This is a genomic window from Clostridium acetobutylicum ATCC 824, from assembly GCF_000008765.1.
Taxonomy (GTDB): Bacteria; Bacillota; Clostridia; order Clostridiales; family Clostridiaceae; genus Clostridium_S; species Clostridium_S acetobutylicum.
Genome location: NC_003030.1, coordinates 1635129 through 1650164, shown reverse-complemented (window position 1 = coordinate 1650164; position 15036 = coordinate 1635129). Strand labels below are relative to the sequence as shown.

15 protein-coding genes and 1 pseudogene are annotated in these 15036 nt (G+C 29.3%); 2 read left to right on the top strand and 14 right to left on the bottom strand.

Features of this window, described 5'->3' with window-relative positions; genetic code table 11:
- Window positions 1–141 precede the first annotated feature (141 nt).
- The 14 genes and pseudogenes from CA_RS07860 to CA_RS07795 form a co-directional block, all read right to left on the bottom strand.
- A complete protein-coding gene (locus CA_RS07860; RefSeq protein ID WP_010964813.1) occupies window positions 142–876 on the bottom strand; it encodes a hypothetical protein in 735 nt (244 codons plus the stop codon).
- Between the two features lie 114 nt (window positions 877–990).
- Window positions 991–2181 (bottom strand): MFS transporter, encoded by a 1191-nt coding sequence (locus CA_RS07855; RefSeq protein WP_010964812.1) that lies wholly within the window; start codon window positions 2179–2181, stop codon window positions 991–993.
- A 348-nt stretch (window positions 2182–2529) separates the two neighbouring features.
- Window positions 2530–3048: a hypothetical protein gene (locus CA_RS20405; protein ID WP_341271488.1), complete on the bottom strand. Its 519-nt coding sequence runs from the start codon at window positions 3046–3048 to the stop codon at window positions 2530–2532.
- An 83-nt stretch (window positions 3049–3131) separates the two neighbouring features.
- Complete coding sequence (locus CA_RS20185; RefSeq protein ID WP_010964811.1) at window positions 3132–3845, bottom strand: hypothetical protein; 714 nt, start codon at window positions 3843–3845, stop codon at window positions 3132–3134.
- A gap of 184 nt (window positions 3846–4029) precedes the next feature.
- Window positions 4030–5277, bottom strand: a complete 1248-nt coding sequence (dcm, locus tag CA_RS07845; RefSeq protein WP_010964810.1) for a DNA (cytosine-5-)-methyltransferase — start codon at window positions 5275–5277, stop codon at window positions 4030–4032.
- 582 nt (window positions 5278–5859) lie between these two features.
- Window positions 5860–6507 carry an A/G-specific adenine glycosylase gene (locus CA_RS07835; protein ID WP_010964808.1) on the bottom strand — a complete coding sequence of 216 codons (648 nt, stop codon included), beginning with the start codon at window positions 6505–6507 and terminating at the stop codon, window positions 5860–5862.
- 478 nt (window positions 6508–6985) lie between these two features.
- Window positions 6986–7282 (bottom strand): annotated as a pseudogene (locus CA_RS07830) (flavoprotein); the annotation flags it as partial.
- Window positions 7283–7423: 141 nt separating this feature from the next.
- A complete protein-coding gene (locus CA_RS07825) occupies window positions 7424–8203 on the bottom strand; it encodes a nucleotidyltransferase domain-containing protein (protein ID WP_010964806.1) in 780 nt (259 codons plus the stop codon).
- A complete protein-coding gene (locus CA_RS07820) occupies window positions 8193–9212 on the bottom strand; it encodes a nucleotidyltransferase domain-containing protein (RefSeq protein WP_010964805.1) in 1020 nt (339 codons plus the stop codon). Before CA_RS07820 ends, CA_RS07825 begins: the two co-directional genes overlap by 11 nt.
- 234 nt (window positions 9213–9446) lie before the next feature.
- Window positions 9447–9977, bottom strand: a complete 531-nt coding sequence (locus tag CA_RS07815; protein ID WP_010964804.1) for a dihydrofolate reductase family protein — start codon at window positions 9975–9977, stop codon at window positions 9447–9449.
- A gap of 87 nt (window positions 9978–10064) precedes the next feature.
- Window positions 10065–11089 (bottom strand): IS1595-like element ISCac2 family transposase gene (locus tag CA_RS07810; protein ID WP_076611753.1). Its coding sequence is split into 2 segments (ribosomal slippage): window positions 10065–10663 and window positions 10663–11089, totalling 1026 coding nucleotides; the frame shifts between segments, so codons are not numbered across the junction.
- Window positions 11090–11213: 124 nt separating this feature from the next.
- On the bottom strand, window positions 11214–12227 hold the full coding sequence (locus tag CA_RS07805) for a pirin family protein (protein WP_010964801.1): 1014 nt from the start codon (window positions 12225–12227) through the stop codon (window positions 11214–11216).
- 106 nt (window positions 12228–12333) lie between these two features.
- Window positions 12334–12897: an ATPase gene (locus tag CA_RS07800; RefSeq protein WP_010964800.1), complete on the bottom strand. Its 564-nt coding sequence runs from the start codon at window positions 12895–12897 to the stop codon at window positions 12334–12336.
- Window positions 12897–13070, bottom strand: coding sequence for a hypothetical protein (locus CA_RS07795; protein ID WP_010964799.1), 174 nt, complete (start codon window positions 13068–13070; stop codon window positions 12897–12899). The genes CA_RS07800 and CA_RS07795 overlap by 1 nt, the downstream gene beginning before the upstream one ends.
- A 276-nt stretch (window positions 13071–13346) precedes the next feature.
- On the opposite strand from CA_RS07795, the gene CA_RS07790 reads away from it, so the two are divergent.
- Together CA_RS07790 and CA_RS07785 are read left to right on the top strand one after the other, a co-directional pair.
- On the top strand, window positions 13347–14006 hold the full coding sequence (locus CA_RS07790) for a phosphatase PAP2 family protein (protein ID WP_010964798.1): 660 nt from the start codon (window positions 13347–13349) through the stop codon (window positions 14004–14006).
- Entirely contained in the window at window positions 14007–15023 is a 1017-nt protein-coding gene (locus CA_RS07785; RefSeq protein ID WP_010964797.1) for a glycosyltransferase family 2 protein, read from the top strand.
- The last annotated feature ends 13 nt before the right edge of the window (window positions 15024–15036 follow it).

Below are 15036 nucleotides of genomic sequence, written 5' to 3'. Positions count from 1 at the left end.
TTTTGCCTCCTTAATCACATAAAATACACTTACTTACAATTATAGGTTAAGTATTAACTATTTCAAACAATTAATTAGTATAAAAAGCTTAAACTTATGCATAAACCAAACTACAGTACCTGCATAAGTTGTTAAGCTAATTTATTTATTATACGAATTTGAATAATCTTGATAATGTATAATATTATAATTTTTCAAGCTCGCCTCTAATACTATTACATCTCTTTTGCTGTTACCTGTTTTATTTTTAATGTTGAATGTTACAGTTGTAAGTGGCCCATTCCCATTGTCAATTGAAATGGAGTTAAGATCCACACAAGAATCCTTACCTATTTTCTTAAGATAGCTTAAAGCCGCACTTTTGACCTTACCATCATCCACCTTATAGGTACCAGAAGTGTCTTCTCTGCTTATAAGTGTCACATTTACTACCTCTCCTGTATTCTCATCAATTGCAACAAAATATGTGCCATCATTAGACATAAAGTTCACATATATATAATAATCCGAATGTTTTACCCATTCTAATTGTTTTTTAGCATACTCAACCTTTTTTTCATAGCTTGGATATTTCTTAATGGTATCCTCAGCAGCATCCTCTATTTGCTTGTATTCGTTAGCCTCAGTTCTATGAATTTCGGTTCCAGAAAAACGACTTGCAGCATCTACTCCCATATAGTCCTTCATTGCCTTAATTGCCATCTGAACCGCTTTCTCATCACTTATAGTATTATTTTTATTAATATTATTACTTTGCGCTGTAACAACCACATTTTTAGTTCCTGCACCACTATTTTTGTTTTCATATATTGACAATGATGCTGACCCTACTACCACAGCCGCAAGTAAAAACATGCTTATTCTTTTTATACTCATTTTCTCTCCTCCAATTTTAAGCTTATTGGTTTAGTGCACAAAACCTTTTTACAATCTCATTATACAATCGAGGTTTCTAAAACTTATGCTGTACTTGTCATAAAGTTGTAAAATTTATTGAAAGAGACTCTTTTGTTTTACTATAAAATATATACCTGTTGAAAGCTCTATTGCAGCCCCTATAGTAAATACCCATTTTACCTCTATAAAGCTTGAAGCAACTCCTCCAATTAAAAGCGACAAGACACTTACAGGTTGAACTACAGAGTTCACAAAACCAGATACACGTCCAAGCAAGTCTTTTGGCGTTTTTTCTTGAAGAACTGTTCTAAGTATACCTCCATTAAAGGTATCTAATATTCCTAGTATTGAAAATAAAACAAGACTAAATGGAAAGTATCTATTAATTGCAAAAACTGTCACTACAACACTATCAATTACAAGACATATAGCTAAAAGCATTAATTTGTTTCTGCTTTGAAACCTTCCAAGTATTGCTCCTCCAAATATTGTCCCAATTCCTGCAAAGGCAAATAATAATCCTACTCTTTTAGGCATAAGAACACTGCCTCCTAAATATTTCTCTACAAAAATATATGTAAGAGGGGTTTGCATTGATATAATTAACGTTATAATTACATCTATTAAAAACATCCATTTTATATTTTCATTATTTTTAATAAACTTCCACCCCTGAATAATATCTTGTCTTAAGTCTGCTTCTTTCTCTTCTTTTTTATTTAGCTTCTCACTCACCTTAAGCAAAATAGCCATTATACCTACAATCATAAAAGATACGCCATCAATTATAAATGCCAAATCATTGCCAACAAAGCTTATTAAGACACCTGCAAAAGCATATCCAATAACTATTATGATGCCGTTAATAGACATTATAATTCCATTGGCTTTAGCTAGATGTTTCTTATTAACTAAAAGTGTAATGAGTGTAGTTTCCACTGGTATATAAAAAGCCTGCATAATACCAGTTATAAATACCAACAGAAAAACAATAGGTCTGTTATTTGTTAATGCAAAGGCAAATGAAGTAAAAGAAAGCATTATATTTAGCATTATGAATACTATCTTTTTGTTTTTCTTATCAACTAGGTTGCCTGCAAACATTCCTAGTACTAAAATTGGTATACTTTGAAGAATATAAACTAAGTTAACATTAAAATCTCCTCCGCTAAAGCCTATTACTTTATTAGCTAATGCTATAGTTGTAAGCTTCGTACCGATTCCCGATATAAATATGCCAATTAAATAAATAATAAAATTTGAGTTTCTATATATGTTTTTCATTAAATTTCCTCCATTTTAAGCCTGTCATGAAGGTTAACTTTTTTATGCAAAAAATAGTAAAAGCCTTGACTTCTGCCTAGGCTTTTAGTTTATCCTTTATTTTAAAAGTTTCTGACAGGTTATCATACAAGTTTACATAATATTTATTTTAAATAAAGCTGTAGTGTAAACTTGTTCTTTGCTCATATCGATAACCATTATCATTCACCCCTTAATAAATTTTAGTATTCCATCCTTTGCTTTATATGTCTAATGCTTTTTCTCAATTAGTCTCCTCAACCACTATATTATTTAAGCCTATTCTAATAATTTTCTATTTTAGCAATATGGATATATTAAATTACAAAGTCAGTCTAAATTACGTTCCTCAAATTCTTGTACAAGTTCTGGTCTAAAATATGGCCTCTGTATTCCTTTAAGTCCAGCCCTGATAATATTTTCTCTATTATCTAATTTAAATTTCTCATATGCTCCAGTTTCAGCAACTGTTATTTTGAAATGTTTGTTATCTATTTTAATTATCTTTAAACTATCAATACCCAAATTGTCCAATAGTTCCCAGGTAACAATCTTTCTGCCTTTAAGTCCTAATATATCTTTAAGTATCCATTCCCCAAGTGCTCCTTGTGGATTTGTTTGCAAACTTTTGCCACCTTCTTGTTTTATCCTTCCTCGTAATACTCTTCCATCTGGTAAAATCAAGTCAAAATCATTTAACTTTTCATTTTTAATTTGATTTTTATCAAATGCATTTATACCAAAGAATTTTGGAAAAATATGATGTATCCATGTACTAATTCTAATTTCAATTTCATACTCTGGACGCGGAATATTACTCCCCTTAGACTTTGATTTAGAGTGCCTGATATTTACACCAGAACGATTTGATACAATCCTTCCCTCCTTTTTATCCTGATATAACGGAAGATAAATTTCTTGATAAACAGTCTCTAAAGTTGTTCCGGAATCTTAATCATTCTAATAAGTTCGAAAGGATCATCAAATTGTTGTATTGGAATCTTTGTTATTATTTCTCCCTGTGAAGCATCAAATTCTTCAAGTAATACACTCTTACTCTTATAGAATTTATATTTATGTAACTTATCTTTAAAACTATAAGTTTTACCATCACTTTTTATAAGTTCAATACTTTTAATATCTATAAGATCATAGGAAGTTTCTATGATATTCATGACATCATCATCACGAGTTATAAAATGATATACATCCATATCGGTCCTATATAAACGTTTATCAAGCATTATACGCTCATTTCTAAGCTCTGAAATTTTATAGATAACTTCCTCTGGTGTACCATTTTTTATAAGTGGTTCTATAACTTCTGGAGCTAACTTATTAAATTCAGCCACCTTTTGATATGTACAATCTTTAGTATGTATCCATGTCTTAAGACCAATTCCAATTCTTTCACCTTTCCAAGGTGCAAGTGCATCAAAAGCACTATCTTTTCTAGTTAAGTCTTCCACATTAAAAACTCTAGAAAAAAGCTGTTCATGATTCCTATAATATAAATATGGTTTACGTGAATTTGCACCTTCTTTATTATCTTTAAATAGACCGCTTAATGATCCAAATATTTTTAAGAATTCTATATACTCATTCTTTTCATCTTCGGAAAACTTGTCCCAAATAATATTTGCCATAGTAACCACCTCTAAACACTTATTAAATATATTTTATCACAAACATAAAATAATATCTTAATATGCTGACTAAGTATTTTGGATAATTACCAAAAGACAAGAAAACATTCCATACTCTCTTGCCTTTAAAATTATATTATTCAATCTATTCTTCACAAAAAAATCTGTATTATCACTAATGTAACTATTCTTCTAATACCCTCAAAATCTGTTCTGCTATTAATCTTATAATTGGTACTGATACTGCATTTCCTGCCTGTTTATACAATCTACTTTCAGGATAAGGTCTATTAATATATTTAGTTGGAAGTTCATACCCATTACCAACAGGAAAGCCTTGAAGTTTAAAAGTTTCTTTAGGCGTAAGTTTTCTAATTCCATCCTTTACTTTAATTAATGGTACATTGTGTCCACCAGTTCCCATGTTAGCCGTTAACGTTGGACATACATTACTCATATTTTTTCTAACATACATTCCTCTTCTAAGTTGATAAAATTGATATTCTTCTGTTATTGATTCATCCAAATTTATTCTTACATCTTTTCTATAACTTTCTGGAATTTTATCATACTCTTCTTCTGTAATAAAATATTTAGGATATTTTTCTTTTGTATAATAATACTTATCTCCAGTATTTTTAGTTAACGTATAATCGATAACTTTCTTAATATCTCTCACTCTTTCATCAACTGTTTTATTGATATAAAACTCCCCTATATTATCAAACATAGTGAACTTTTCAGCATCTTTTTTATTTAAAAATCCAACTATATATATTCTCTCTCTATTCTGGGGTAAATGAGAAAAATCCATTGTATTTAATACCTTTTCTTTTATTATATATCCTTCTTTTTCAAGTTTTGATTTTATAACTTTATATGTTCTTCCACCATCATGTGACATCAAATTTTTAACATTTTCTAAAAATAATACTCTTGGTTTTCCATGAACCGAATCAAGTAATCTAATTAATTTTATAATGCTTATAAACAAGTTTCCTCTATGGTCATCAAATCCCTTTTGCTCTCCTGCTATACTAAACGCCTGGCACGGAAATCCACCATTTAATACATCTATTTTCGAACTTAAAATTTGTTTTTGCTTTTCTCTGTATATTTGCTTCTCTTCCTCACATTTTTCTATCAGAACCTTATACTTTATCCTTTCTTCATCAGTAGCAACTTCATTCATGATATTTATATATCTATTTTGCTCACTTTGAATTATATTCAAGTCTACTATCTTTTCAATATCACCAGCTATTAAATTATGGTCAAAATTATGCCTATATGTTTCTCCTGCATATTCATCTATTTCATTTGCCCATATAAGATTATATCCCAGTCCTCTATACTCTGCTGTTTTGAATCCCAAACAGATTCCTCCAACCCCTGCAAACAGACTTCCTACAGTAAATTTATGAGTGTGCATTTGAAACTTCTCTCCTTTTAGTAATATATTCTCCTAAATTATACAAAAAAAATTGCAGCTTGGTATACACTACAATCTTTTTTATTATATCATTAATATTCAATGAAATCACTTTAAATAAAATATAATCTTAAAATGTACTATTTGTCAAGTTCATCAAAAACTATACTATAACTTTGAGATTTTTATTCGAAGCAAAACTTATGTTTTAACTAATAAAAAACAACTATGTACCATTTTTTCTTTTACTGTATTTATTCTATTATCTAAATTTCTTATTTTCAACTAACCTCTCTTTTACTTTACTTTTTATTATAATGGTATCTTTTTTAACTCCAAACTATAAACTTTTAAGTGTGATTCTAATTATATCAAGTATTTTTATTCCACCTACGAGATTTATTTCTTTTACCAAATCTTTCTTAAGCTCTCCATTAAAAATTTCTATTCCCAAATTATCTATAATTTCATCAGATCCTCCTCCATTTAAAGGAAAATTATATCACATGTTTTCATACTCATCTAAAGTATCACTTTTAGCAGTTCATTTTTTAACATTTACTGCTGCATATCCCAAGCAAGTCAAATATTTTCACAATTAAATCTAAAAATGCATTGACTACATTTTGGGTTATACATTGTACAGATACATGCTCCAAAGTCTAGAATAGCATAATTGTAGTCCACATACCTATCTTCGGGTATAAGTAATTGTGCAAATTCAAATAATTTAATATCATCTCTAGGTCTTTTCTTTTCAGATTTAATATCAAATATTCTTTCAAATATTCTTATTACATTAGTATCTAAAACAGCATACGGTTTATTAAAACCGAAACACAATAAGGCACTGCATATATAGTATCCTATACCCTTTATCTTTATCAATTCATCCCATTTATCAGGAATCACTTTTTTATTATAATTAACTATATTACCTGCTATGTTTTTTAATCTGTCAGCTCTATAAAATAAACCTATGCCTTTAAATACATTCTTTAAAAAAACATCTTCGCTTTCTGCAAGTTCATGTATATTTTTATATTTATTAATTATTCTAAAATAAGGCTCAACAACCTTATCAACGTTTGTTTGTTGCAATAATATCTCGGAAACTAAAACCTTATATGGGTCAAATGTATATCTCCATGGAAAATTTCTTTTATTTTTATCATACCAATCAAGTAAAAAACATTGAAACATATATATTTCTTCATCTGATATATACATAATAAAATCCTCTTTATATAATAGATTCCTAGGCATTCATGATATATAATTATCAATATAATCCTATCATTTTTTCATTTGCCTATTTATACTTATTATCTTATCATTTAATTATCCATTTGTTAATTGCAAAACTCTCAATATAATTTTTAGTAAAATTCTATAATTAAAATATATCCTACAAAATCTAATTCTAATTTAATCTTTGCATTTTCAAACAATTGTTATACTTCAACTTAATTTTATTATTTCACATGACAATTTATAGAAAATATCCAACATAAGTATATAAATTACTAGTTGAAATTTGCAACTACCTTTCTGTATCCTTAACACTCGGATTTTCCACACAGCATCTTTCTAATTTATATTTACTTTTACATCTTCAATACCTTTCATTATTTTCAACAGCATCTATCACTCAAACAACATTCTATGTCTTTGCAGAATATTTTTAACAAAATCCAGCAGAATAATTCTAATAAAAAGCCGTAGATTTTACTCCACGTCTTCTATCCACAGAAATATTCAAGTTTACTAGATTTAAACATTTTTTTATTTTCACTATTAATTTAAATCTCCCTTTTTTATCAGGCTTCCGCAGTTCTCTTATTTCGTCATCTATTATTTCAAAGCATGCTTTCTTTAGCCACTCTGTAATTATTTTAACTGATTCACCGCCCCATCCATACCTTCCAAATGCAGCTGCCTTTTTATCTTTAAATTCAAGCCCTCTTATCATTTCCAGTATAGCTGCTGTAGAAAAAAGAATGCCGCTATGATCAATCTCTGAGTGATTTGCTACAATAATAATCAATTTTATCTAAATCTATTTGTAACTGTATTATTAATCTTAAACGCAAATTAAAAGGACCATGATTTATATCATAATCCTTTTATTCCTTCTATTAAAAATTTACAATATATTCTTCATAAAGACCTCATTAAGCTCGTCCCACTCTGCTTTTCTATCGTCTTCTCTCCTTACAATTTCATCTTTATAATAAGTAAGCTCATTTTCAATATACTCATTTAACTTATCAACGCGCTTTCCCTTATCGGATTCCTTCATAGTTTTCTTCATCTCAAGAAGTTCATTCACTAGTAGCCTCATCTCTCCATTAAGCATACTCTCCATTAAAGTGCTAAATAACACTGGCGGTGGACATGACTTTTCCTCAATCCATTTTAAAGCAAGAAGTGGTCTTATTACATAGAAATACTTTTTGTATTTTACATAGTCATCTTCTAAAAACTTATGAAAGTTGCTTTTTGCAGTTCCATAATAGTGATACATAGAAGCTTTCATAGAAAAATACTTTTCAGCTTCAGAGTAAATTTCCTTCCACTTAGGTGTTGTTCTATAAACCACTGGTGAATTGGCCCATTCAAATAAAGTAGAGTTTGACTTATGAAATAAACGAAGTGCTTTATTCAAATCCCACCCATTTATATCAAGCGTCTCATTAAGCTCCCAATCAATTATATCCTTTGTATCCTCAAGCCTAAGATAGTATTCTCTAGGACGAACATATATAAATCTAACATCATAATCGCTATCTGGTGAGGCAAAGCCCCATGCCCTACTTCCAGACTCCACTGCATGAAGTATCTTAACATTTTCCTTTTTTTCTATTTCGTCCAGCTTCATATTAACTAACTCTTCTATAGTACCTTCAAAATCATTATATTTCATCTTTAACCACCCTTTCGTTGACACTCATTACAAATTCCTCTACTTTAGTCATGTTAGGTTCCTCGGGAAGGCTTGTGTTATTTGCTGCATAAGTAAGTCTATTTTCATACTCCTTAAGCAAGCTGTAAAAATCATCGCTAAAATTGCCATCTTCCTTTTGAAATTTGCCATTTCGTATATTTAAAAGCAATTCTTTTTCATGTACTCTATATGTATTAATTTCCCCTTTTTCCAAAATATCAATAGCCATCATAAACAGTCTTATTAAATGCATAGCATGTTTATTGAGATGATTATCATCCTTCTTTTTATTGCGTTTTCCAATTTTATCATAATCCTTAACTATATTACTCATCTCTGCCCATATGTTTTTGTAATCTCTTAAGGGATAGTGCTTTAAATTTGCATCCAAGTATATTTCTAAATCAAATCCCGGCTGATTTGACTTATCAAGGTAAATTTTAAGAGAACCCTCATCAAAACTACTATATCTCTTTGAGAAATCATGTACTGCATTTTTCACTGAATTGAATATGTGCTTCTCTTTCTCTTCCTTTGGATAAGAATCTCTTGCTAGTGCGTTTTGAAGTCTTCTTAATTGTGCTGTTGCATATCCACCAAATGAGTGAATAGCCCTCTTTGATAAAAATATTTTCTTATTATTTAACAATTCCTGCCCAATTTCATTTAAGTATAAGTAGTGTTCTTTATTTAATCCGAGTAATTCAATTGTATTTGGATTGCAGTTTAACAAAAGATTTATTATTTTATTAAACGCATATATGCAGGTATCTGTATTATCATCAACATACTGCTCAAAGGATGTCATTCCTATTAAATCTGACTTTCTATTTAATGCTACTCCTCTTACATCTATATCACTATTTTCATTATTAGTTCCATAAGAGTAACTTCCAGACAAGCCTAAAAGTATAATATTTTTTCCTAGGTGCTTATTAGTTTTAATAAAATCATATTCTTTATTCTTTAGTATATCTTTAGAAATCATATCTTAAGACGCTCCTTTCAATGTCATAAAACTATCTTATTATCCAATTATAGTTATTCTACACAATCACTTCAAGCACTAAATTAAATTGCACCTTAATCTTATATAACGGTTTATTTAAAATAAAAGCTATGTTTTAATATAGTATTGAAATATAGCCTAAAAAAATTATAGGTAGGATTGTCCACCTATAATACTCACTATAAGAAATTTATGAACTAAATATCAATTGTTTTATTTCACCTCGTAATGGAGTTCAACAAATTGATTAAATCTCCTTATCCCCTTTAACTTTAGTTCTAACTCAAAATCATTTTTTTTAAATAAAGGTATTCCATGACCTATTAGTGTAGGTGATATAGTAATAATAAATTCGTCAACTAACCTTTCTTTAATAAAAGAATTTAGAAGAACACCACCGCCAACAAGCCATATGTTTCCTCCATCCAGTCTTTTGATTTTATTTGTAAATTCCACTACATCTTGATTAATAAATTCTACATTTTCATTTTTACCTTTTTCTGATTTAGAAAATACATAACACTTTTTATTCTTATAAGGAAATTTACCTTTTTCTTTTTCAATAATCCAATCATAAGTTCTTCTACCAATTAGAATAGTATCAACTGTATTGTAGAATTCAAAATATCCATTATCTCCTTCGCCTTCAGTTTTAAACAACCATTCCAAGGAATCATCTTCTGTCGCTATGTAACCATCTAAACTTGTTGCAATATATAGAACTAATTTTCTATTGTTGTACATCTATAAACCTCCATATTTATAAAATTCAATCTAATTATAGTTGTTAATAGCACTTATTATTGCATCATTTACAAAATATTACATATGTTATACACATATTGGCTCTCTATATTTTAAGTCTTTTACTTTGATATATGCATGTGCTACATTGCTTTGAACTATAAAGTTTTTAGCCTTTATTATTTCTTTATGTGTATCAAATATTTGAAGCCATTTGAACCACTTAATATAGTTACTAATATATTTTGTTGCAGCACCATTAAACCTATTCATCCATTTCCTTAAATTACTGTGTAGAACATTAATATGTTGAATATGATATAGTCCTTCCTTATGTTTACCTCTTTTTATACGTTTGTGTTCTAATGATAAATCATTTGCAAATTGTATATAACTTTTACGACTATCAGTACAAAGTATAGATTCATTGCTTATATGTCCATCATATAATTTTTCTAATTCCTTAGAGGTAATTCTACCTTTACATGCTAATTCCATAATTAAATTACCTTGTCTATCAATAGCAGTAGTAATACAGACTTGTTCCTTTGATATACCACTTTTCTTAACTTGTTTGCCGATTTTACGAGAGCGTCTTGGCATATTAGAAGGTTTTGTACCTTTAAAACTTTCAGTAAAGAATACTTCATCTGCTTCAATAACACCATCAACATACCCCTTGCCTAAAATGTGCTTACACAATCAAGAATTTTATGTCTCCAAAAGAAACTTGTTGCTATATTAATTTCTACAACTTTAGCACTCTTCCTGATAGAATATCCATTAACCATGCACTTAGCATATTTAAGCCACTTATCTAATGTTTTCTTACTTTTATAGGTTGCAGAATTAGTGAAGTCAGTAAAGGACTTTTTACAAGACTTGCAGATATATCCTTGTTTACCATTATACTTGCTATTTCTTGATATAGTTTCAGAACCACAAATTGGGCATACTTTCCCCTTGGAAAATCTAAATTCTTTAACTTCTTGTTCTACTTGGCTTACTTGTGAACCTAGGACAAGAATTTCTTCTAAAGTTGATAGTATTTGTTCTTTCTGCTGTAATGGTAACTTTTCAATATGATTTAATATAGACTTCACATTTGGCATAATTCTACCTCCTAAACACTATTCTATCTAATATTATAACCTATTTTTCTAATATATATCTATTTTCAACACTGATTTAAAACATAGCCAAAATAAAAAAGAGCAAACTTGCCCTTTCCTATTCTTATCTATATTCAACTGTACCGTCAGGATACTCAGCAAATCTGCCTTTATTTCTTTGATGAACTACATCATCTCTTTGCCACTGCCATCCTCCAAAACCAGTTTCCCTGTAATCAGAAAAAGCTTCTTCAATTTCTTCTTCTGTATTCATAACAAATGGCCCATAACTTTTAACAGGCTCTCCTATTGGTTCTCCTTCTAAAAGCAGCAGCTTACTTTCTTTTAATCCATTTTCTATTTTTATGACTTCGTCTCCCTTAAGTCTTACACCGCTTAAAACGTCAATACTAGTTTCACTGATATTTATACCATTACCAGAATAATAATAAAGCGTTCTGTTTAATGTAGAAGATATTCTAGGAAGTTCAAGTAAAGCACCAGCTTCCATACTGATAACAAATATATTTACATTATTATTTTCATCCTTTGCCCAGGAGTTTGGCGACGGCTGCAAACTTTTAATATTATTATATGAACCTGAAATAATTCGCATAGTACTTATTTTTTTATTAGTATCCTTCAACTCTATAACTGGAATTTCCTCAGCCCAAAGCATCTTATAGTGAGGCTCTACAAACTTATCTTTACTTGGGAGGTTTAGCCATATTTGAAATAATTCTAAAGGATTATCTTCTTCTGTGTTTAAAAGTGGAAACATCTCAGAGTGGTTACATCCTCTACCTGATGTGAGCCACTGTACGTCACCAGCTCCATAACGACCTAAAGCACCACTTGAATCTGCATGATCAACATATCCTTTAAGCACAATTGTCACAGTTTCAAAACCTCTATGAGGATGCTTCGGAAAACCTGGAACAGAAGCACCATGGTACATACTAAAACCGTCTTTATAACTAAAATCATCGCCAAGATCTCTTCCACTTAAAGAAACCCTTGGTCCCATCTCATCATTGCCTTCTGGATATGCATCCTTATGGTGCATACAGTATAAAAATGGATCATGTCCTTTCCACTGAAACCCTAACTTATCTATTTGAATTATGTTATTTTTCAATTTTTACTCCTCCCTTATAATATAGTCTCTAGCAATTATATTTTGTGTATTAATATTTATTGATATACAACAAAAGCCAGCCTAATAAACTAATATCAAGCCAGCTTTATTTTAAAATATCTCTACTCCACTCTGGAATGAAACTTCTTTTCCATATAATTACACCATCGCATACATACGCTATATGTTTAAATTTATCTGTATTATCATATATGTTTATTTCATTACATAAATGGAACACTTTCTTTAAATTTTCTAGTGATTTATAATATCGTCTTTCTATGGTATCTTCCTCTATTCCATGTCCACCTTTTAAAACTCTAAGCTTAACTCTCTCTTTTGCAATCTGTACATTATCTACACAAATAAAATTCATAATTATATAAAATCCTCTTTGTTTAGCCTTTTTTATGTGTTTTACAATACTTTTACCAGAAAGCGTTGTTTCTTGATTAAAGGACACATCATTCCTTATATAGCAATTTATACGCCTTACTGCTTGTCTTGCACATTTAATTTGGAGGGCATTATCATGCCACGAGCCTATTTTCGCTACCATTTCATCTGTGTTTATTCTTTTCTCATTCTTATTTTCTCTATAATAAATGGACTCATATATTGAGGTCTTACCTACACCATTAACCCCTGCAAATATAGTATATGTAGCCATTACTGCTTTCCTATAACCTTCTCCTGCTCTTTTTGCAATACCATATCGGAGAGCATCATGTAAAAATCCTGTTCTTCTTTTGTTTTTGCTTTTTTAAATAACTCTTTTAATTCCCAGTAGGAATATCTTAAAAATTGCTCATACAAATTATTTTTACCTTTTATATTTTCCATAGCTTCCTCCAATAAAATAATACTCTTATTATATTATAGACTAATCCACCATAATTATAAACATTTAATAAATTCCATATGAATATTACGGAAACAAATACAAATTATTGTCTTTTTAGTGATAAAATTAAGTTAATATTTATTATAGCATCTTGACTAAACATAACATAAGACATTATACTTAAAGTTATTTAGTAATATATATTATAGTGAATATTTTTAAATGTAAACTAAGCAATTATACAAATATATTTATAATTTTAAGAGGAGTCTATTATGAGGTTGATGAAAAGAATATATAACTACATACCAGAATATGCTATTAAACCTTTAATTTTATGCGTAATTTTTAATTTTTCAGTGTATTCAGGTGCACGTCTATTTTACAAGGATGCTGTTTTTCACAATTTAACATCTTATTTGGATAATAAAATTCCAGTTGTACCTATTTTTACTGTTATTTATTTGGGAAGTTATATATTTTGGATTATTAATTACATATTGATTAGCAAAGTAAATAAGAATGTTTGTTACCGCCTTATAATGGCTGACTTACTCGGTAAACTAATATGTGGTATTATATATATAGTATATCCCACAACTAATATAAGACCGCATATTGTTTCCTCTGGTATTTTTGTGGACATGCTTAAGTTTTTGTATAGTGTAGATGCAGCAAATAATCTCTTTCCATCTATCCACTGCTTGGTTAGTTGGTATTGTTTTGCTGGAATTAGAAATTGTAAAACTATTCCTGTCTGGTATCGCTACTTGTCATTATTTATAGCAATTATGATATGTGTTTCAACTTTAACAACAAAGCAGCATGTTATAATAGACGTTTTCGGAGGCGTAATATTGGCAGAATTAACATGGCAATTATCTTATTATTTACAGCTTTATAAAGCATTTAAATTTATCAATCAGGAGGTATAAATGAAAGTTCTTACTGTAGTAATCCCTTGTTACAATTCAGCCGAATATATGGACAGAGCCATAGAATCCCTGCTAATTGGAGACGAGGAATTAGAAATTTTAATTGTAAACGACGGTTCTATGGACAATACTTCAATTATTGCTGACGAATACGAAAAAAAATATCCTAATACAATACGCGTTATACATAAAGAAAATGGCGGTCACGGCGACGCAATAAACACTGGTCTTAAACATTCAAAGGGAGTATACTTTAAAGTTTTAGACAGTGATGATTGGTTTGATAAAGCTAGTTTAAAAAAGGTACTTGAAGTATTGAAGAACATGATAAAAGACTCTAAATCACTGGATATGCTTATTTCAAATTATGTGTATGAAAACTTCAGTATTAACAAATCTAGAAGTATTAATTATAAAGGTGCAATGCCAAAAGAAAAAATATTCACCTGGGACAGCTTAGGACATCTTAAAAGTAGCCAAAATATATTAATGCACTCAGTTATTTATCGTACAGAGCTTCTTCGTGAGTGCAACTTAGATCTTCCTAAACATACATTTTATGTGGATAATATTTTTGTATACAAGCCACTTCCATATGTAAAAACAATGTACTATTTAGATGTAGATTTATACAGATACTTCATTGGAAGAGAAGATCAATCCGTTAATGAAAAAGTAATGATTAAACGTATAGATCAGCAGATCAAAGTAACAAAAATACTTATTGACTGCTATAATCCTATGCTCTTAAACTGCAAAAAACTCCGCAAATACATGGTTAAATACTTAGTAATGATGATGACTGTTAGTACTGTTCTCTTAATAAAGGACAATACAGAACAGAGTCTTAACAAAAAACGAGAACTTTGGTCTTATTTACATTCCAAAAACAGAAAATTATACTTCGAAGTAAATAAATCATTTTTAGGACTACTAATTCAAATTAAAGGTTTTGTTGGAAGAAAAATTATACTATTAGGTTATTCATTATCAAGAAAAGTATTTGGATTTAATTAACAAATAAAGGGTG

Excerpts from the sequence above, each read along its gene's own strand:
- CA_RS07860 (WP_010964813.1), bottom strand. The coding sequence starts at position 876 with ATGAGTATAAAAAGAATAAGCATGTTTTTACTTGCGGCTGTGGTAGTA.
- CA_RS07855 (WP_010964812.1), bottom strand. The coding sequence starts at position 2,181 with ATGAAAAACATATATAGAAACTCAAATTTTATTATTTATTTAATTGGC.
- CA_RS20185 (WP_010964811.1), bottom strand. The coding sequence starts at position 3,845 with ATGGCAAATATTATTTGGGACAAGTTTTCCGAAGATGAAAAGAATGAG.
- dcm (WP_010964810.1), bottom strand. The coding sequence starts at position 5,277 with ATGCACACTCATAAATTTACTGTAGGAAGTCTGTTTGCAGGGGTTGGA.
- CA_RS07835 (WP_010964808.1), bottom strand. The coding sequence starts at position 6,507 with ATGTATATATCAGATGAAGAAATATATATGTTTCAATGTTTTTTACTT.
- CA_RS07825 (WP_010964806.1), bottom strand. The coding sequence starts at position 8,203 with ATGAAATATAATGATTTTGAAGGTACTATAGAAGAGTTAGTTAATATG.
- CA_RS07820 (WP_010964805.1), bottom strand. The coding sequence starts at position 9,212 with ATGATTTCTAAAGATATACTAAAGAATAAAGAATATGATTTTATTAAA.
- CA_RS07815 (WP_010964804.1), bottom strand. The coding sequence starts at position 9,977 with ATGTACAACAATAGAAAATTAGTTCTATATATTGCAACAAGTTTAGAT.
- CA_RS07800 (WP_010964800.1), bottom strand. The coding sequence starts at position 12,897 with ATGGCTACATATACTATATTTGCAGGGGTTAATGGTGTAGGTAAGACC.
- CA_RS07795 (WP_010964799.1), bottom strand. The coding sequence starts at position 13,070 with ATGGAAAATATAAAAGGTAAAAATAATTTGTATGAGCAATTTTTAAGA.
- CA_RS07790 (WP_010964798.1), top strand. The coding sequence starts at position 13,347 with ATGAGGTTGATGAAAAGAATATATAACTACATACCAGAATATGCTATT.
- CA_RS07785 (WP_010964797.1), top strand. The coding sequence starts at position 14,007 with ATGAAAGTTCTTACTGTAGTAATCCCTTGTTACAATTCAGCCGAATAT.